The 19,551-nt window shown below is 67.1% G+C and carries 16 protein-coding genes; 12 read left to right on the forward strand and 4 right to left on the reverse strand.

The features are described 5' to 3' along the window. Nucleotides 1-584: 584 nt before the first annotated feature. Nucleotides 585-1,844 (forward strand): enoyl-ACP reductase FabV, encoded by a 1,260-nt coding sequence (fabV, locus tag C1922_RS08505; protein WP_108749356.1) that lies wholly within the window; start codon nucleotides 585-587, stop codon nucleotides 1,842-1,844. Between the two features lie 92 nt (nucleotides 1,845-1,936). Here fabV and C1922_RS08510 read toward each other — a convergent pair whose 3' ends face one another. The 3 genes from C1922_RS08510 to C1922_RS08520 form a co-directional block, all read right to left on the reverse strand. Next, nucleotides 1,937-4,006 (reverse strand): EAL domain-containing protein, encoded by a 2,070-nt coding sequence (locus tag C1922_RS08510; protein ID WP_108751530.1) that lies wholly within the window; start codon nucleotides 4,004-4,006, stop codon nucleotides 1,937-1,939. Between the two features lie 91 nt (nucleotides 4,007-4,097). Further along, a complete protein-coding gene (locus tag C1922_RS08515) occupies nucleotides 4,098-5,282 on the reverse strand; it encodes an NAD(P)/FAD-dependent oxidoreductase (RefSeq protein ID WP_108749357.1) in 1,185 nt (394 codons plus the stop codon). Beyond that, nucleotides 5,279-5,827 carry a YaeQ family protein gene (locus tag C1922_RS08520; protein ID WP_108749358.1) on the reverse strand — a complete coding sequence of 183 codons (549 nt, stop codon included), beginning with the start codon at nucleotides 5,825-5,827 and terminating at the stop codon, nucleotides 5,279-5,281. The genes C1922_RS08515 and C1922_RS08520 overlap by 4 nt, the downstream gene beginning before the upstream one ends. Before the next feature lie 121 nt (nucleotides 5,828-5,948). Here C1922_RS08520 and C1922_RS08525 point away from each other — a divergent pair, with 121 nt between their 5' ends. Then, nucleotides 5,949-6,836, forward strand: coding sequence for a pseudouridine synthase (locus tag C1922_RS08525; protein ID WP_108749359.1), 888 nt, complete (start codon nucleotides 5,949-5,951; stop codon nucleotides 6,834-6,836). A gap of 42 nt (nucleotides 6,837-6,878) precedes the next feature. Here the strand turns inward: C1922_RS08525 and C1922_RS08530 are convergent, their stop codons facing one another. Continuing rightward, on the reverse strand, nucleotides 6,879-7,367 hold the full coding sequence (locus tag C1922_RS08530; protein ID WP_108749360.1) for a YaiI/YqxD family protein: 489 nt from the start codon (nucleotides 7,365-7,367) through the stop codon (nucleotides 6,879-6,881). A 302-nt stretch (nucleotides 7,368-7,669) separates the two neighbouring features. Here C1922_RS08530 and C1922_RS08535 point away from each other — a divergent pair, with 302 nt between their 5' ends. From C1922_RS08535 to pcaF, 10 genes are all read left to right on the forward strand, one after another. Beyond that, a complete protein-coding gene (locus C1922_RS08535; RefSeq protein ID WP_004153307.1) occupies nucleotides 7,670-7,879 on the forward strand; it encodes a cold-shock protein in 210 nt (69 codons plus the stop codon). 165 nt (nucleotides 7,880-8,044) lie between these two features. Next, nucleotides 8,045-8,734, forward strand: a complete 690-nt coding sequence (locus C1922_RS08540) for a glutathione S-transferase (RefSeq protein ID WP_108749361.1) — start codon at nucleotides 8,045-8,047, stop codon at nucleotides 8,732-8,734. 31 nt (nucleotides 8,735-8,765) lie between these two features. Beyond that, entirely contained in the window at nucleotides 8,766-10,331 is a 1,566-nt protein-coding gene (locus C1922_RS08545) for a YdiU family protein (protein ID WP_108749362.1), read from the forward strand. 1,404 nt (nucleotides 10,332-11,735) lie between these two features. Then, complete coding sequence (locus tag C1922_RS08550) at nucleotides 11,736-13,247, forward strand: right-handed parallel beta-helix repeat-containing protein (protein ID WP_108749363.1); 1,512 nt, start codon at nucleotides 11,736-11,738, stop codon at nucleotides 13,245-13,247. A gap of 22 nt (nucleotides 13,248-13,269) precedes the next feature. Further along, complete coding sequence (locus C1922_RS08555; protein WP_108749364.1) at nucleotides 13,270-14,562, forward strand: carbohydrate porin; 1,293 nt, start codon at nucleotides 13,270-13,272, stop codon at nucleotides 14,560-14,562. Next, the gene (gene aroD / locus C1922_RS08560; RefSeq protein WP_108749365.1) at nucleotides 14,562-15,449 is read left to right on the forward strand and encodes a type I 3-dehydroquinate dehydratase; all 888 of its coding nucleotides are present in this window, start codon (nucleotides 14,562-14,564) and stop codon (nucleotides 15,447-15,449) included. The genes C1922_RS08555 and aroD overlap by 1 nt, the downstream gene beginning before the upstream one ends. 52 nt (nucleotides 15,450-15,501) lie before the next feature. Beyond that, nucleotides 15,502-16,821, forward strand: coding sequence for an MFS transporter (locus tag C1922_RS08565; RefSeq protein ID WP_199912239.1), 1,320 nt, complete (start codon nucleotides 15,502-15,504; stop codon nucleotides 16,819-16,821). Between the two features lie 171 nt (nucleotides 16,822-16,992). Next, nucleotides 16,993-17,673 carry a 3-oxoacid CoA-transferase subunit A gene (locus C1922_RS08570; RefSeq protein WP_108749366.1) on the forward strand — a complete coding sequence of 227 codons (681 nt, stop codon included), beginning with the start codon at nucleotides 16,993-16,995 and terminating at the stop codon, nucleotides 17,671-17,673. Further along, nucleotides 17,670-18,317 (forward strand): 3-oxoacid CoA-transferase subunit B, encoded by a 648-nt coding sequence (locus tag C1922_RS08575; RefSeq protein WP_108749367.1) that lies wholly within the window; start codon nucleotides 17,670-17,672, stop codon nucleotides 18,315-18,317. Before C1922_RS08570 ends, C1922_RS08575 begins: the two co-directional genes overlap by 4 nt. Before the next feature lie 7 nt (nucleotides 18,318-18,324). After that, the gene (pcaF, locus tag C1922_RS08580) at nucleotides 18,325-19,533 is read left to right on the forward strand and encodes a 3-oxoadipyl-CoA thiolase (RefSeq protein WP_108751532.1); all 1,209 of its coding nucleotides are present in this window, start codon (nucleotides 18,325-18,327) and stop codon (nucleotides 19,531-19,533) included. The last annotated feature ends 18 nt before the right edge of the window (nucleotides 19,534-19,551 follow it).

Here is a 19,551-nt window from a genome sequence, read left to right on the forward strand (position 1 = left end):
GAGCAGAGCGCTGCTCCGACAGGTTGTTGGTAGGTGTCGACCTTGGTCGACACATCTGTCAGACATCGAAATCCATCTGGGATCAGAGCCCGTTGCGGAGCAACGGAATCCGACCCCTGTGTCGACCAAGGTCGACACCTACCAGAGCAGAGCGCTGCTCCGACAGGTTGTTGGTAGGTGTCGACCTTGGTCGACACATCCATCAGACATCGAAATCCACCTGGGGTCAGAGCCCGTTGCGGAGCAACGGGGTCTGACCCCAGAACGCCGTTCCGACAGATCGCGGAAAACTGTCGAAGGCGGGGTGGGTCCGGTTGCGGGGGTGTCCGCGGCATGGATGCCGCGGCCAAGCCTACAAGGACGTACTTGCGGCGTCCCCCGCAACCGGACCCGCCCCGCCAACCCACGGATAGCCCGCTCTTGAATTTGACGTTGCCGTTGCTTCGGCAGGTGCAGGGCTGCAAGCCCTGCAAAAGAGAAACCCCACCCTACGCCTGCGTCGGTTGTGCAATCGCCCCCCGCGCACTACGATCCTGCGGTTCGCGTGCGCCCGCGTGCGCCGCATCTGCCAACCCGAGGTATCCATGGTCATCAAACCGCGCGTCCGCGGCTTCATCTGCGTCACCACCCATCCGACCGGCTGCGAGGCCGCGGTCAAGCAGCAGATCGACTACATCCGCGCCCGCCCGCCCATCCAGAACGGCCCCAAGCGCGTGCTGGTCATCGGCGCATCGACCGGCTATGGCTTGGCGGCACGCATCACCGCCGCCTTCGGCAGCGGCGCGGCCACCCTGGGTATCTTCTTTGAGCGCCCGGGCAGCGAAACCAAGCCGGGCACTGCCGGCTGGTACAACTCGGCCGCCTTCCACAAGTACGCCGACGAAGCCGGCCTGTACGCCAAGAGCATCAACGGCGATGCCTTCTCCGATGAAGTGAAGGCCAGGACCATCGAGATGATCAAGGCCGACCTGGGCCAGGTCGACCAGGTTGTGTACAGCCTGGCCGCGCCGCGCCGCAAGCACCCCAAGACCGGTGAGATCATCAGCTCCACGCTGAAGCCGATCGGCGAACAGATCACCCTGCGCGGCCTGGACACCGACAAGGAAGTGATCACCGAAACCACCCTGCAGCCGGCCACCCCGGAAGAAATCGCCGGCACCGTGGCGGTGATGGGTGGCGAAGACTGGCAGATGTGGATCGACGCTCTGGCCGATGCCGGCGTGCTGGCCGACGGCTGCACCACCACCGCCTTCACCTACGTGGGCGAGGAGATCACCCAGGCCATCTACTGGAACGGCTCGATTGGTGCCGCCAAGAAGGACCTGGACAACAAGGTGCTGGGCCTGCGCGAATCGCTGGCAAAAATTGGTGGCGACGCGCGCGTTTCGGTGCTCAAGGCCGTGGTGACTCAGGCCAGCTCGGCCATTCCGACCATGCCGCTGTACCTGTCGCTGCTGTTCAAGGTGATGAAGGCGCAGGGCACGCACGAAGGCTGCATCGAGCAGCTCGATGTGCTGTACGACATCCTGTACGGCGGCAAGGCTGACGGCGTGGCCGTCGACCGCCTGCGCCACGATCTGGTCGATGGCCAGGGCCGCAAGGTTACGCTGGTGGACGAGGAAGGCCGCCTGCGTGCCGACTACAAGGAAATGGCGCCGGAAGTGCAGGGCAAGGTGCTGGAACTGTGGCCGCAGGTGACCAACGAGAACCTGTACGAGATCAGCGATCTGGCCGGCTACAAGGCCGATTTCCTGCGCCTGTTCGGTTTTGGCGTGGAAGGCGTGGACTACGAGGCCGACGTCAATCCGGACGTGAAGATCGCCAACCTGGTCGATCTGACCTGAAATCGAAGGTAACGCCGGGCCATGCCATGCCCGGCGGATTCCTACCGGTCCAGCTCTAACGGTAGCGCCGGGCCACGCCCGGCGCATGCCGCTCAACCGAACTCGAAATTCATCACCGGCAGGGCAGGGCCGACGAAATCACCCTGCACGTAATCCACGCCCGCACTGAACAGCAGGGTCATGGAATTGGCGTCGCTGACGAACTCGGCGACGGTGCGGATGCCGGCTTCCTGCGCACGCGCGGTGATCTGGCTGATCAGGTCGATGTTCTCGCGGGTCGACACCAGGTCGCTGGTGAAGCTGCGGTCCAGCTTCAGCACCTGCGGCTGGAAGTGCGCCAGCAGCTGGAACGAATCCAGCCCCGAGCCGAACTGTTCCAGGCCGATGCGGCAGCCCAGTGGGGCCACCTCGGCCAGGAACTGCTGTGCGGCGCGCAGATGGGTGAACACCTTGGCCTCGGGCGCGTGCAGCCACAGGCGCTCGCCCGGCACCCCGTGCGCCTGCAGTTCGCGGCGCAGGGTAGCGATCATCTTCGGATCATCGAAGGATTCGGGCGTCACCTTCACCAGCATCTGCGTGGCATGGCCCTCGCGCGCGCGCGCGCCGAGCACGCTGATCGCGCGTGACACCACCCAGCGGTTGATGTCGGCCAGCAGGCCATGTTCCTCGGCGATGCCGAGGAAGGCCGTGGGGCTGAGCAGCTCGCCGTTGTGTTCCAGCCGCAGGTAGGCCTCGTACAGTTCCAGCGATTCACCCTGCAGGTTCAGCACCGGCTGGTAGTGCAGCTGGAAGCCTTCACCGGCCAGTGCTTCGCGGATGCGCGCCACCCAGCGCTGCACGCGCTCTTCTTCAACGCGGTCGACAGCAGCCGGGTCGAAGATGCGGCAGGTATTGCCCAGCGCGGCGGCGGCCTGGGTGCATTCGCTGGCGCGGGCCAGCACCTGGCCGATGCTGGCGATCTTCTCGCCCACCTGCACGCCGCCCACGCTGACCGTGACCGTGGCCGAGCGCGCACCAATACTGAACACATGCGCGGCATAGGCGGCGCGGATGCGTTCGGCCAGCGCTTCGGTGTGCGCATACGGGCCCGACTGCAGCACGGCAAAGCTGTGTTCGCCGAAGCGCGCCAGCTGCGCCTGGTCACCCACCACCTCGGCCAGCAGCCCGGCCAGGGCGCCGATCAGGGTGTCGGCCGAGTCCAGGCCGATATCGGGGATCAGGCGGGCGTAGTGGTCCGGCTCGACCAGCAGCAGGCCGAACTGGCCTTCGCTGCGGCCGGCCTGGGCCACCGCATCTTCCACCTGCAGCATGAACGTCGGGCGGTTCAGCAGGCCGGTGACCTGGTCGCGCTGGCGCAGGTCTTCCACTTCGCGCGCCAGTTCGGTGTCCAGTTCCAGGCGGCGGCGGAACACCACCTGCAGGCAGGCCTCGCCTTCATAGGTGGCGGCGGTGAATTCCATGGTGGCCGGGAATGCGCTGCCGTCCTGGTGACGGGCATCCAGCTGGTACTGCGGCGGCGGTGCTTCGCCGCGGCTGAGCGACTTCAGCAGCTGCTTGAAGCCATCCACGTGCTGTGCGGCCACCATGTCCAGCAGCGAGATGCCTTCGATATCGTCGAATTCGTCGTAGCCGAACATGCCCAGGTAGGCGTCGTTGGCGCGGATGTGCATGCCTTCATGCACGTAGGCGATGGGGTCGCGGGACGAGGCGATGAGCGCGTCGCAGCGGCGTTCGGTCTCGCGCATCTGTGCTTCGATGCGGCGCAGGCCGCGCCGTGCCTGCAGGTCCACCCACTGGTCACGCACCACGGCCAGCAGGTGCTCGTTGCGCTGGCGCAGGGCCAGGGCCCGCACGCCGTTGCTGCTGGCCTGAACCAGTTCGTCTTCGTCGATGCGGTCGGCCAGCAGCACCAGCGGAATGTCCTTGCCGCTGGCGGCAATGTGCTGGGCCACCAGCGGCAGGGGGATGCCCTGCGACGGCGAGGCCAGCACCAAGTCGATGGCCTGGCTGGCCAGCACCTGGGATAGTTCGGCCGAATCCTGTGGGCGCCACGGGCGAACGGCAATGCCGCTGTTGCGCAGGGTGCTGACGATGGCTTCTGCGTTTTCGCCGCTGTCGTCCACGATCAGCAGGCGGATGGTGATGTCGTTCGCGTTCTGCATGCACTGCTCCCCAATCTGCGAACCTAGATACACGATGCGCGGCGGCACGTCCATGCGCTGGCCCCGGGCGAGCGCCGAACGGCGATGCGGTTCACACCACGCTGCCGGCGGCGTGACCGCTGGCCCAGGCCCACTGGAAGTTGTAACCGCCCAGCCAGCCGGTCACATCCAACACCTCGCCGACGAAGTGCAGGCCGGGCACGCGCTTGGATTCGAACGTGGAAGACGACACTTCGGCCGTATCCACCCCGCCCAGGGTGACTTCGGCGGTGCGGTAGCCTTCGGTGCCGCTGGCCACCAGCGGGAACGCGCCCAGCACCTGCGCGGCCTGGCGCAGCACCGGTTCGTCGAGCTGGCGCACCGGCCGGTCCGGCAGCCAGTGCTCGCACAGGCGCTGCGCCAGCCGCTTGGGCAGTACCTCGCCCAGCACCGTGCGCAGTTCGGCCGCAGGGCGCTCGCGCTTCATCTGCCGCAGCCACTCGCCGGCGTCCTGGCCGGGCAGCAGGTCGATTTCCAGGGTGTCGCCGGGCTGCCAGAACGAGGAGATCTGCAGGATGGCCGGCCCGCTGACGCCGCGATGGGTGAGCAGCATGAAGTTCTGGAAGCTCTTGCCATTGCAGCGCGCCTGCACCGGCAAGGCCACCCCGCTCAGCTCGGCCAGGCGTTCCTGGTGCTTGCCGCTGAGGGTGAGCGGCACCAGGCCTGCGCGGGTGGGCAGCACGTTGTGGCCGAACTGGCGGGCCAGTTCGTAGCCGAAGCCGGTGGCACCCAGGCTGGGAATGGATAGCCCGCCGGTGGCCACCACCAGCGATGCGCAATGGAACAGCCCCTGCGTGGTGTGCACGCGGAAGCCATCGCTGCCGTGTTCGATGCGCTCGATGCTGCACTGGGTGCGGATCTGCGCGCCGGCGGCCTGGCATTCCTCCACCAGCATCTTCACGATCAGCTTCGATGAGACATCGCAGAACAGCTGGCCCAGTTCCTTTTCGTGATAGGCGATGCCGTGCTTCTCCACCATGTCGATGAAGTGCCACGGCGAATAGCGGGCCAGCGCCGATTTGCAGAAATGGGGGTTGGCCGACAGGAAGTTGGCCGGGGTCGTACCCGTGTTGGTGAAGTTGCAGCGGCCGCCACCGGACATCAGGATCTTCTTGCCCACCTTGTTGGCGTGGTCGAGCACCTGCACCTGGCGCCCGCGGCGGCCGGCGGTGAGGGCGGTCATCAGCCCGGCGGCACCGGCGCCGATGACCACCACGTCGCAGCGGGTGATGCTCATGCCTTGGCGCGCTTGCGCCAGCTGGGAATCACGTCCAGCTGGATCTGGTCGTTGAGGATCTGCACTTCGCCATCCTGGATGAGTACGCTGAAACGCATGGCGCGCTGGATCTGCTGGCCCCACTGTTCAACGAAGGCGCCGTCCAGGTCGACCACCGACAGGTTGTCGAAACGGGCCAGACCCTTGCCCTGCTTGTTCCACCAGATATCGGACGCGTTGCCGCCGTAGTTCACCACCTGCACCGAACGGCTGCGGTTGCTGGCCTTGCGGATGCGCGATTCGTCGGGGTGGCCCAGGTCGATCCATTGCAGGATGTCGCCGGTGTAGTCGTGCTGCCACAGGTCCGGCTCGTCGTCGGTGCTGAGGCCGCGGCCGAACTCCAGGCGGTCGTCGGCGTTCACGGCGAAGGCCAGCAGGCGCACCATCAGGCGCTCGTCGGTTTCGGACGGGTGCTGGGCCAGGGTCAGGTTGTGGGTCGCGTAGTAGCCGCGGTCCATGTCGCTGATCTGCAGTTCGGCCTTGCGGATGGTGGCGGTGAGGGCCATGGGCGTTCCGGGGGCAAAGACCGCCCATGATAGAGGTTTGCTGGCGGGGTGTCCGTGGCAGGGGTGTCTGCGCGGTGTCAACGATGGCACTCTGGCTTCGTCTTTCCTTCATGTGTGTCCGATGAGCCTGCCCAGCCGCCTGCAGCTGCCCCCCGGTGACTGGCCGAGCCTGCTGGACGGCCTGTGCGCGCGTTTTCCGCGCATTGACCGCGGCCAGTGGCGGGACCGTTTCGCACGTGGGCGGGTGCAGGATGTGCAGGGCAGGGCGCTTGCGGCCGACCAGCCGTGGCAGGTCGGGCTGGAGATCGTCTATTTCCGCGAAGTCTGCGATGAGCCGGTCATTCCGTTCAGCGAGACCGTGCTGTACCAGGATGCGCACCTGCTGGTGGCTGACAAACCGCACTATCTGCCGGTCACCCCGGCCGGGGGCTACGTGCGCGAGACCCTGCTGGCACGCTTGGTGGCACGCACTGGTAATCCCGACCTGGTGCCCCTTCATCGGCTGGATCGGCTGACGGCCGGGCTGGTGCTGTTCTCGCAACGGCCCGATTCGCGCGACGCCTACCAGCGCCTGTTCCGTGAACGGCGCATCGAAAAGATCTACGAGGCGCTGGCGCCGGCCTTGCCAGGCCTGCCGTTCCCGCAGCAGCGAGCGAGCCGGATCGTGCCGGGTGAGCCCTTCTTCCGCATGGCCGAAGTGGCGGGCGAGCCGAATGCGCGCACGCAGGTGGAGGTGATCGCCGACGATGGCGCGGTATGGCACTACCGGCTGCGCCCGCAGACCGGGCGCAAGCACCAGCTGCGCGTGCACATGGCCGCGCTGGGGGCGCCGATCCTGGGCGATGACCTGTATCCACGGCTGCAGCCGTCGACCGACCCGCTGCAGCCGCCGCCGCTGCAACTGCTGGCGCGGGCCTTGGCCTTCCAGGATCCACTCAGCGGGGAGCCGCGTGTGTTCCGCAGCGAGCGTTCGCTGCACTGGTCGGCCGACCCGGTGCCCGGCGCCTGATCAGCGCGGCCTGGTCACCGTGACTTGGTCACCGTGGCTTGATCACCGTGGCTTGGCCCGGGCCAGCCAGCGATCCAGTTCCGCGGCGAACAGCTGCCGGTCGCGCGCGCCCAGCGGCGGTGGGCCACCGGTCTGCACGCCTGCACCGCGCAGTTCCTCCATGAAATTGCGCATGGACAGGCGCTCGGCCATGTTGTTGGTGGTGTACAGCTGGCCGCGCGGGTTCAGCGCCACGGCCTTCTTATCCAGTACCAGCGCCGCCAGCGGGATGTCCTGGGTGACTACCAGGTCACCGGCGGCCACCCGTTCGACGATGGCGCTGTCGGCCACGTCCAGGCCCTGCGGCACCTGCAGCGAGCGGATCCAGCGCGAGGGTGGGGTGCGCAGCCACTGGTTGGCGACCAGGGTCAGCTCCAGCCCGACCCGTTCGGCGGCCCGGAAAAGGATGTCGCGAATGACCGTCGGGCAGGCGTCGGCATCGACCCAGATACGTGGGCGGGCGTGTTCAGCGGGGGTTTCAGCTTCAGTCATCAGCCCAGTGTAGGGTAGGAAAAACCTGAATAGGGACTCGGGTTTAGCCCCGATCTGGGCCCAGCCCTTGTCACGCCTGGCGGGCGGGGCCCTGCCGCTGAATGCCGGGGCTATCGCTTTTTGCTGAAAACACGCGTATCGTTCGATCCACTGTGTTTGCTAGGGTCACCGTGAATCGTGGCCTGGTGCAGTTGATCTCACGATCCGCTCATCGATCCGCTTTACCAACGCCTGCAACTCAGTCTCGGCCCCGATTCCCGGTGGCTGCGATTTTTTCAACATGTGTTTCAGGAGTTAGTCAAATGTCTGATCGTCAGACCGGCACCGTCAAGTGGTTCAACGACGCCAAGGGCTTCGGCTTCATCACCCCGGAAAGCGGCCCGGACCTGTTCGTGCACTTCCGTGCCATCCAGGGCACCGGCTTCAAGACCCTGCAGGAAGGCCAGAAGGTTACCTTCATCGCCGTCCAGGGCCAGAAGGGTATGCAGGCTGACCAGGTGCAGGCGGTCTAATCCGTCTGCTACCGTTTGGTAGCCAGAACGCCGGAAGCGAAAGCTTCCGGCGTTTTTTTTGCTTGTTGTAGAGTCGAGCCATGCTCGACTGCCCTTCGCATTGCGCCAACAGCAGTCGAGCATGGCTCGACTCTACAATGGGTCATGTCCCTCAGGAGTCTCCGCATGCGCACCGTCCACCACCTGGAAAACTCGCGTTCGCTGCGTGTGCTGTGGATGCTGGAAGAACTCGGGCTGGACTACGAACTGCGGCGCTACCCGCGCGATCCGAAGACGCTGCTGGCGCCGCCGGAGCTTCGGCAGATCCATCCGCTGGGCAAGGCGCCGGTGCTGCAGGACGGTGACCATGTGCTGGCCGAATCCGGCGCGATCCTGGACTACCTGGTCGACCGCTACGACACCCAGCGCGTGCTGTCGCCGTCGCCGGTGCCGGCCGACAGTGCCGAGCGCATTGCCTATCGCTACTGGCTGCATTACGCCGAAGGGTCGGCCATGCCGCCGCTGCTGCTGACCCTGGTGGTCGGGCGCATCCGCAGTGCGCCGATGCCGTTCTTTGCCCGGCCGATTGCACGCAGCATCGCCGACAAGGCCGAGCGCAGCTTCATCGGCCCGCAGCGCCGCCTGCACCTGGACTGGATGGAGCGGCGCCTGGCCGAAAGCCCGTGGTTCGCCGGTGAACGCTTCAGTGCGGCCGATATCCAGATGAGTTTCCCGATCCAGGCTGCTGCCGCCCGTGGCGGCGGGCTGGACGACAAGCCGGCGTTGCGGGGCTTCCTGGAACGCATCGGCCAGCGCCCGGCCTACCAGCGCGCCGAGGCCCATGGTGGCGCACTGCAGGCCCTGCGCGGCGATTGAGGCCGGGGCCGACCGCCCCCATCCTGCTGGCATGGATACCCACGCCCCCCGTTTCGACAACCGCCTGTTGACCGCCCTGCCGGGCGACCCCGAATCCGGCCCACGCCGCCGCGAGGTGCGCGAGGCGGCATGGTCATCGGTGCTGCCGACCCCGGTCGCGGCGCCGACCGTGCTGGCCTGGTCGCCGCAGGTTGCCGCGCTGCTCGGCTTTGATGCCGCCGATGTGCAGGGCGCCGACTTCGCCCAGGTGTTCGGCGGCAACGCGCTGTACGACGGCATGCAGCCGTGGGCGGCCAACTACGGTGGCCACCAGTTCGGCCATTGGGCCGGGCAGCTGGGCGACGGGCGCGCGATATCGCTGGGTGAGCTGGTGGCCGCCGACGGGCGCCACTGGGAACTGCAGTTGAAGGGCGCGGGGCCCACGCCCTATTCGCGCGGCGCCGATGGTCGCGCCGTGCTGCGCTCGTCCATCCGCGAATTCCTGTGCAGCGAAGCCATGCATCACCTGGGCGTGCCGACCACGCGTGCGCTGTCGCTGGTCGGCACCGGCGAAGACGTGGTGCGCGACATGTTCTACGACGGCCACCCGCGTGCCGAGCCCGGCGCGATCGTCTGCCGCGTGGCGCCGTCGTTCATGCGCTTCGGTACCTTTGAACTACCTGCCTCGCGCGGGGAGACCACGCTGCTGAAACAACTGGCCGACGTCTGCATCGCCCGCGATTTCCCTGAACTGCAGGGGGAAGGTGAGGCGCTGTACGGCGACTGGTTCGCGCAGATTGCCGTGCGCACTGCCGAACTGATGGCGCACTGGATGCGCGTCGGCTTCGTGCACGGGGTGATGAACACCGACAACCTGTCCGTGCTCGGTCTGACCATCGATTACGGCCCCTACGGCTGGGTGGAGGATTACGACCCGGACTGGACGCCCAACACCACCGACGCGCAGGGGCGCCGCTACCGCTTCGGCACCCAGCCGCAGGTGGCGTACTGGAATCTCAACCGGCTGGCGCAGGCACTGTCGCCATTGTTCGCCGATGTGCAGCCGCTGCAGGCGGGGCTGGCGGCGTTCCAGTCCACCTTCGTGGCCTGCACCCGGCGTGATGCGGCGGCCAAACTGGGGCTGGCTGCGGCCGACGATGAGGACCTGCAGCTGTACCTGCGCTGGCAGCAGCTGCTGCAGGAAGGCGGCATGGACATGACCCTGGCGTGGCGTGCGTTGATGCAGGTGGATGTGGCCGCGCCGGACGTGGCCGCGCTGGGCGATGTGTACTACGACCAGGCGCGCCGGCAGGCGGTGCAGGCGCCGTTGCAGCGGTGGCTGCAGGACTACGCGGCGCGGTTGCGTGTGGACCCGCTGTCGGCCGAAGCGCGGCGGGCGAAGATGGCCGCAGCCAATCCGCTGTACGTGCTGCGCAACTGGCTGGCGCAGGAGGCCATCGAACGCGCCGAGCAGGGCGACCTGGGGGGCGTGCATGCGCTGCAGGAGGTCCTGCGCGATCCGTACACGCAGCGGCCGGGGCTGGAACATTACGCAGGCAAGCGGCCGGCCTGGGCCGAGCACCGCGCCGGCTGCTCGATGCTGTCCTGCAGTTCGTAGGGGTGTTCTTTTGCAGGGCTTGCAGCCCTGCACCCGCTCAATGCAACGGCAACGGCAACGGCAACGTCAAAAGCGGCATTCCGTGGGATGGCGGGGCGGTGTCGGATCGCGGGGACGCCGCAAGTACGTCATTGTAGGCCTGGCAGCCGCATCCATGCGGCTGACACCCCGCAATCCGACACCGCCCCACCTTCGACAGTTTGCCGCGATCTGCCGGTACTGCACGGGGTCGGATCCCGTTGCTGCGCAACGGGTTCTGACCCCGGATTTATTCGATATCCGACACATTCATCCACGCATGGCGTGGATCTACTGTGTCGACCAAGGTCGACACCTACCAACAGCCGGCGCCGACCCCGGAATTGCTTCGGTATTCGTCAGTAAATCCACGCCATGCGTGGATGATTCATTCGATCCGTATACGCAGCGGCCGGGGCTGGAACATTTCGCGGGCAAGCGGCCGGCCTGGGCCGAGCACCGCGCCGGCTGCTCGATGCTGTCCTGCAGTTCTTAGGGGTGTTCTTTTGCAGGGCTTGCAGCCCTGCACCCGCTCAACGTCAAAAGCGGGCTATCCGTGGGATGGAGGGGCGGTGTCGGATCGCGGGGACGCCGCAAGTACGTCATTGTAGGCCTGGCAGCCGCATCCATGCGGCTGACACCCCGCAATCCGACACCGCCCCACCTTCGACAGTTTGCCGCGATCTGCCGGTACTGCACGGGGTCGGATCCCGTTGCTGCGCAACGGGCTCTGACCCCGGATTTATTCGATATCCGACACATTCATCCACGCATGGCGTGGATCTACTGTGTCGACCAAGGTCGACACCTACCAACAGCCGGCGCCGACCCCGGAATTGCTTCGGTATTCGTCAGTAAATCCACGCCATGCGTGGATGATTCATTCGATATCTGACAGATGTGTCGACCAAGGTCGACACCTACCAACAGCCGCGCGGAACAAGGGGCGCCGTTACCAACAGCCGCGTGAACCTGTCGAAGGCGGGGCGGTGTCGGATTGCGGGGTGTCAGCCGCATGGATGCGGCTGCCAAGCCTACAAGGACGTACTTGCGGCGTCCCCGCAATCCGACACCGCCCCGCCATCCCACGGAATGCCGCTGTTGCTGTTTGCTTTCGCCGTTGCCGTTGCATTGAGCGGGTGCAGGGCTGCAAGCCCTGAAAAGACCCCCTACAACCAACGTATTACCTGTTCAGTGCGATATTCGCACGCGTAGTCGATTACCGCACTTGAATGGTGCAGTGCGATAAACCTAATTTCACTTCCGCAGTTTCATAGCAGTCCAAGCGATCCACCCCTGGCGGGGCGAGGGCAGCATCGGCAACGGTGTTGAAGCCAGGTGCAGGGGAAGACCGTTGGATCTCTTTCACCTGTGCGGAGTGATCGCATGTGCCGTCGTCTGTCTGTCGTTTCCCTGTCCCTGCTTGCCGTGCTGCCGTCGCTGGCGCTGGCCTACCAGGCCGAACCGCCGCGTGAAGCGCTGCAGGTGCTGCGTGTCGATCGCTACGCCGACGACAGCAACGCCGGCTCGCTGCGCTGGGCCATCAACACCGCCAACGCCACGCCGGGCCGCTACCGCATTGAAATCGATGCGGTAGGCGCTGCGCCGTACGTGATCAAGCCGGCCTCGCCGCTGCCGGAAATCAAGGGCCCGGTGCAGATTGTCGGCACGCCGTGGGCACGCGACGGCCAGTTCGTGGCCATCGATGGCTCGGCCTACGTGACCGGCACCGGCACCGATGCCTGCCCGGGCGCCGAGCCGGGCCAGTCCGGCACCAATGTGCGCACCACCACGCTGCCAGGCCTGGTGCTGCGCGATACCCAGGGCGTTGAACTGGCCGGCCTGGAAATCCGCAACTTCTGCATCGGCGTGCTGATCAACCGCGCCAGCCACAGCGAAATCCATGACAACCGCATCGTCGCCAACAAGGGCGGTGCCGGCATCATGCTCACCGGCGACGATGGCAAGGGCCAGTCCACTGCCACCACCACGGTGCACAACCGCATCGTGCGCAACGTGTTCCTGGACAACGGCGATGGCCTGGAACTGACCCGCGGCGCGGCCTGGAACCTGGTGGCCGACAACCTGTTCCAGTCCACCAAGGCCAACCCGGAACCGTCGCAGGGCATCGAAATCCTGTGGGGCAACGACAACAACGTGGTGCACAACCGCTTCGTCGATTACTCCGATGGCCTGCAGATCAACTGGGGCAACCGCAACTACATCGCGGCCAACACCTTCACCGGCAACTCGATCGGGCTCAGCATCACCGGCAGCGGCAACGTGGTCGATGGCAACACCATCACCGGCAACGGCATCGGCATTGGCGTGCGCCCGCAGCCGGTCAGCGCGCCGAACCGCTTCAGCGCCAACCGCATCTTCGGCAACGGTCTGCCGATCGAGCGCTGCGAAGCCGGCGGTGCCTGCGTGAAGGGCCAGCTGCGCGGCGCCATCGTGTTCGGTGTGCCGGGGCTGGAACATGCCAGCTTCGTCGGCTCGCGCGGGCGCGGCGTGGACACCGATCCGGCCAAGCGTGCGCGCATCTGCAGCGCCGCCGGCCAGGCCGACTGCCAGCCGCTGGCCAACCTGGGCCAGGCGGCGCCGCAGCTGATGGCGGTGCAGGGCAAGGGCGCACAGCGCGCCGTGACCGGCAGCTTCCACGGCCAGCCGGACAGCCACTACCAGGTGGAAGTGTTCGGCAACCGTGCGGCCAACGGCAGCGAAGCCGAGCGCGTGCTGGGCACCGTGCAGGCGCGTACCGACAGCCAGGGCAACGGCACCTTCACCTTCCCCTTGGGCAATGGCGCCGATGCTGCGGATCTGGGCGGTGTGACCGCCACGGTCACCTCGCCGCAGGGCGCCACGTCCCCCCTGAGCGCGCCGCTGTCGCTGCGCTGATCACCTTTCCGAGACCCTGACCATGATTCCTGCAAAGCCTGTTTCCCTGACCGTGCTGGCCGCGATGGCCCTGCTGCCGGCCGTCGCCAGCGCGCAATCCAGCAACCGCTATGCGGGCAAGACCCTCACCGGTGACTGGGGCGGTACCCGCACCGATCTGTACGAGCGCGGCATCGCCTTCCGCGGCGACTACGTGGGCGAGGCCATGGGCGTGGTGGACGGCGGCTACGGTGAAACCGGCGCGCGCTACGCGCAGCAGGTGCGAGTGGGCATGGACCTGGACATGGGCAAGCTGGCCGGCTGGGACGGCGGTGCCTTCCACTTCACCCTCAACGACCGTCGCGGCCGCAGCACCTCGGTGGACTTCGTCGGCAACCGCTTCCCGATCCAGGAAGCCTACGGCGGCCAGTACACGCGGCTGACCGAACTGAGCTACGACCAGACCTTCAACGGTGGCCAGTCGTACTACAAGCTGGGCTACTACGCGATGGGCAACCAGTTCGGCCTGCACAGCCTGCTGACCCATTTCGTCAACGCGGCGTTCTGCGCGCACCCGCTGGCGATGTCGGGCAACAGCGGCTGGTACAACTACCCGGTGGCGCGCTGGGGCGGTGAAGTGGCGCAGCAGGTCAGCCCGGCGTTGAACGTGCGCACCGGCTGGTTCCAGGTCAACCCGAACCTGGGTGGCAACATCGAACGCAATGCGTTCCGCCCGTTCGCTTCGGGCACCACCGGTTCGCTGTTCCCGGTGGAAGTGACCTGGACCCCGGCCAAGGGCAGCCGCTACGCCGGCGTGTACAAGTTCGGCGGCTACTACGACACCTCGCGCGTGGACCAGCGCGGCCTGGATACCTCGCCCACCACCGGACGCCACGGCGCCTACGTGCTGGCCGAGCAGCGCCTGACCCAGGAGTCGGCCGACCCCAGCCGCGGCCTGACGGCCTTCGCACAGTACATGGTGTCCGACGCCGATACCGCGCAGATCAAGCGCTGGTATGCCGTGGGTGGCGTGTACCAGGGCATCGGTTCGCGCGCGCAGGACAGCATCGCGCTGGGTTACGTGGGCGCCGATATCAACGACCGTCTGGTGGATGCGCGCCGCGCCTCGCTGGCCGCCGGTGGCGTGCCGGTGGATTCGCCGCTGTACAACCTGAGCCAGGCCGAGGAGCTGTTCGAACTGTCCTACAGCTTCCAGGTCAACCCGTGGCTGATGATCCGCCCCGACGTGCAGTACATCGTCAATCCCGGCACGTTCAATTACAGCGGCACCGACAACGCATGGGCCGTGGGTGTCCAGGCCAAGGTGACCTTCTGATGGCCGCGCGCTCCTTCCACGCCCTGGTGACCGCCATGCGTCTTCCGTTTGCTTCCTTTGTCCTCGCCGGTGCGCTGTGCACCTCCCCCGTACTGGCCCTGGCCGCACCTCCGCCGGCGGTGCTGCAGGTGGGCTCGCTGCGCATCGGCGAGGGCAGCCCGCGCACCATCGTGCCGATCACCGGTGCCAGTGCCGAACTGGCTCTGCAGCAGGCCGCGGCCATCGCCGCCAGCACGCACACCGACCTGGCCGAATGGCGCATCGACTACCTGGATATCGCCACCGATGGCGGCAAGCTGGTGGCGCTGGGCAAGCGCATCCAGGCCACGCTGGGCGGCAAGCCGATGATCGTCACCTTCCGTACCAAGGCCGAAGGCGGTGCGAAGGCGATCAGTGACCGCGACTACGGTGCGCTGTACGCCACGCTGCTGCGCGGTGGCTTTGCCCAATTGATCGATGTGGAAATGTTCCGCGACCCGAACGTGGTGCAGGCGCTGGTGGCGCAGGCGCACAAGGCGGGGGTGAAGGTGGTGATGTCCAACCACGATTTCCAGGCCACGCCGCCGCGCGAGGAGATCGTCGCGCGCCTGCTGAAACAGCAGGCGATGGGCGCGGACGTGCTGAAGATCGCGGTGATGCCGCGCGACGCCGGCGATGTGCTGGCCCTGCTCGATGCCACCTGGCAGGTGCGCCAGCGCAGTGACAAGCCGCTGCTGACCATGTCGATGGGCGGCACCGGCGTGGTCTCGCGTCTGGCCGGGGAAACCTTCGGCCAGGCCCTGACCTTCGGCATGATCGGCACGCCGTCGGCGCCGGGCCAGGTTGAAGTCGAACAACTGCAGGACGTCCTGCAGGTCATCCACGCTTCCAGCCAGGCCGGTCGCTGAGACCACCCCGCCGGATGTTCCGCCGCTTCACGCTGTTGCAGGAAACCGCACCATGAGCCACGCCTCCGCCGCCGCACCGCCGCTCGTCCTGGAACGGATGAGTCCCTTCCAGTGGACTGCCATCGCCATCTGCGTGCTGCTGAACATGCTCGATGGCTTCGACGTGATGGTCATGGCCTTCACCGCGCCGCACGTGTCGGCGGACTGGGAACTGTCGGGCAAGGTGCTGGGGCTGATGCTCAGTGCCGGCCTGGTCGGCATGGCGCTGGGCTCGTTCCTGCTGGCGCCGCTGGCTGACCGCTGGGGCCGGCGCCCGATGATCGTGTGCTGCCTGCTGATCCTGACCACGGGCATGGCGCTGTCGGCGCTGGCCGGCAACGCGTGGCAGCTGGGCGCGCTGCGGGTGTTCACCGGCATCGGCATTGGCGGCATGCTGGCCGGTGTGGGGGTGATCACCGCCGAATATGCCAACGCCAAATGGCGCAGCACCGCCGTGGCCCTGCAGGCAACCGGTTATCCCATTGGCGCCACTGCCGGTGGCGTGCTGGCGGCGTGGATGCTGCAGCACTGGTCCTGGCACAGCGTGTTCCTGATCGGCGCTGCAGCCTCGATGCTGTGCATTCCGCTGGTGCTCAAGTGCCTGCCCGAATCGCTGGATTTCCTGGTGGCACGGCGCCCGGCCGATGCGCTGCCGCGCTTGAACGCGCTGCTGCAGCGCATGCAGATGCCTGCGCTGCAGGCGCTGCCGCCGGCACCGGTGCGTGAGGGTCAGCCGCAAGGCTACGCCGCGCTGTTCGTGGGTGATCTGCGCCGGGTCGCGCTGCTGATCGCGCTGGCGTTCTTCCTGCACATGTTCGCGTTCTACTTCGTGCTGAGCTGGACCCCGAAGCTGCTGGTGTCTGCGGGTGTTTCGGCGCAGCAGGGCATTACCGGTGGCGTGCTGCTGAACCTGGGCGGCATCGTCGGCGGCAGTCTGTTCGGCTGGCTGGCCTCGCGCTGGTCGCTGTCCCGCCTGACCGCCGGCGCACTGCTGTTGGCGATGGTGGCAATGCTGGGCTTCGCTGCGTTCAACACGCAGTTGAACGTGGCCTTCCCGTTGGCATTCGTGATTGGCGCCGCGCTGTTTGCTGCCATGGCAGGGCTGTACGCCGCCGCACCGGTGGTGTTCGCCGCACAGGTGCGCACCACCGGCCTGGGTTGGGCCATCGGCATCGGCCGGGTCGGCGCCATTCTGTCGCCGCTCACCGTGGGCGTGCTGGTGGATGGCCATTGGCCGCCGTCGGCGCTGTACGTGCTGTGCGCACTGCCGCTGCTGCTGGCCGCCTGGGCGTGCCTGGGCCTGCGCGTGGGCGTGGGCCAGAACCGGCGTTGAACCGCCTCCCGTAGCAATGCAGGCAATGTGCGATTATCGGATTGAATGGCCGAATATCGGATTGACCGGGCAGGGGCCTGTGCGCACCATGTCCACGTCAAGTTTTCCCGTCGCAGTGGCCGTGCGCCGCGCTGGTCGGTACCAGCGAAGGGCAGGGCAAGGAGCAATGCAGTGATCAACAAGACCGTGGCCAGCGCCGAAGCAGCGGTGGCCGATATCCACGATGGGGCCACCGTGATGATCGGTGGCTTCGGCACCGCCGGCATGCCCGACGAGCTGATCGATGCGCTGATCGCGCAGGGCGCGCGCGAGCTGACCATCATCAACAACAATGCGGGCAACGGCGATACCGGCCTGGCCGCGCTGATCAAGCACAAGCGGGTGCGCCGCATCGTCTGTTCGTTCCCGCGCCAGTCCGATTCGCAGCATTTCGATGCGGCCTACCGCGCCGGTGAAATCGAGCTGGAACTGGTGCCGCAGGGCAACCTGGCCGCGCGCATCCACGCGGCCGGTTCCGGCCTGGGTGCCATCTTCACCCCCACCGGTTACGGCACCGAACTTGCCCAGGGCAAGGAAACGCGCGAGATCGATGGCCGCCACTACGTGCTGGAATATCCGCTGCCCGCCGACTTCGCGCTGATCAAGGCCGACCGCGGCGACCGCTGGGGCAACCTGGTCTACCGCAAGACCGCGCGCAACTTCGGCCCGCTGATGGCGATGGCCGCGCGCTGCGCCATCGTGCAGGTGCGCGAGGTGGTGGCGCTGGGCGAACTGGACCCGGAAGCGGTGGTGACGCCCGGCATCTTCGTGCAGCGCGTGGTGCCGGTGGCCGCAGCAGGAGTGCAGGCATGAACAAGCTCAGCCGCGAACAGATGGCCGCGCGCGTGGCCCGCGATATTCCCGAAGGTGCCTACGTGAACCTGGGCATCGGCCTGCCGACCACGGTGGCCAACTTCCTGCCGGCCGACAAGGAGATCTTCCTGCAGTCGGAAAACGGCCTGCTGGGCATGGGCCCGGCGCCGGCCGCCGGCCAGGAAGACCCGGACCTGATCAACGCCGGCAAGCAGCCGGTCACCCTGCTCACCGGTGGCTGCTATTTCCACCATGCTGATTCGTTCGCGATGATGCGCGGCGGCCACCTCGACATCTGCGTGCTCGGCGCCTTCCAGGTGTCGGCGCACGGTGACCTGGCCAACTGGAGCACCGGTGCGCCCGACGCGATTCCCGCCGTGGGCGGCGCGATGGACCTGGCCATCGGTGCCAAGCAGGTCTTCGTGATGATGGACCTGTTCACCAAGAAGGGTGAGAGCAAGCTGGTGGCCGAATGCAGCTACCCGCTGACCGGCCTGCGCTGCGTATCGCGCGTGTATACCGATGTGGCCGTGTTCGACCTCGGCGCCAACGGCGCCACCGTGCTGGAAATGGTGGAGGGCATGGACATCGCACAACTGCGTGAACTGACCGGCCTGCCGCTGGCACTGGCCGAAGGAGCCTGAGATGAGCCTGCACGAGACCTACATCGTCGATGGCATCCGTACCCCGATCGGCCGCTACGGCGGCGCGCTGTCCGGCGTGCGTGCCGATGACCTGGGCGCGATTCCGCTGAAGGCCCTGCTGGCGCGGCATCCGCAGCTGGACCCGGCGCTGATCGAGGATGTCTACCTGGGCTGCGCCAACCAGGCCGGCGAAGACAACCGCAATGTGGCGCGCATGAGCCTGCTGCTGGCCGGCCTGCCGGTAAGCGTGCCGGGCAGCACGATCAACCGCCTGTGTGGTTCGGGCCTGGATGCGATCGGCACCGTGGCCCGCGGCATCGCGGCTGGCGAGCTGGGCCTGGCCATCGCCGGCGGCGTCGAATCGATGTCGCGCGCACCGTTCGTGATGGGCAAGGCGGCCTCACCGTTCGCCCGCGACCAGCAGATCGAAGACACCACCATGGGCTGGCGCTTCATCAACCCGCGCCTGCGTGAACTGCATGGCGTGGAAACGATGGGCCAGACCGCCGAGAACGTGGCTGAGCGCTACGGCATCAGCCGCGACGACCAGGATGCGTTCGCCCTGCGCAGCCAGCAGCGCACTGCCGCGGCGCAGGCGCGTGGCTTCTTCGACGGCGAGATCGTGGCGGTGGACGTGCCGGGCCGCAAGCGCGGCGAGACCGTGACCGTCGACCGCGATGAACACCCGCGCGGCGATACCACCGCCGAAGCACTGGCCAAACTGAAGCCGTTGTTCCGCCAGCCGGGCACGGTGACCGCCGGCAACGCGTCGGGCATCAACGATGGCGCGGCCGCACTGCTGCTGGCGTCGGGCGCACAGGTCAAGGCGCTCGGGCTGACCCCGCGCGCGCGTATCCTCGGCTTCGCCAGCGCGGGCGTGGAGCCGGCCATCATGGGCATGGGCCCGGTGCCGGCCAGCCAGAAGCTGATGGCACGGTTGGGCCTGTCGATCACCGATTTCGATGCCATCGAACTGAACGAAGCCTTCGCCTCGCAGGGCCTGGCCTGCATGCGCCAGCTGGGCCTGGCCGACGATGCCGCACATGTGAACCCCAATGGCGGTGCCATCGCGCTGGGCCATCCGCTGGGCATGAGCGGCGCGCGCCTGGCGCTGACCCTGCTGCGCCAGCTGGAAGCCAGCGGCGGCCGGCGCGGCCTGGCCACCATGTGCATCGGCGTGGGGCAGGGCGTGGCCCTGGCCATCGAGCGCGTGTGAGCCCTCGCATTCCGTAAT

The organism is Stenotrophomonas sp. ZAC14D2_NAIMI4_7, assembly GCF_003086675.1.
Classification (GTDB): Bacteria; Pseudomonadota; Gammaproteobacteria; order Xanthomonadales; family Xanthomonadaceae; genus Stenotrophomonas.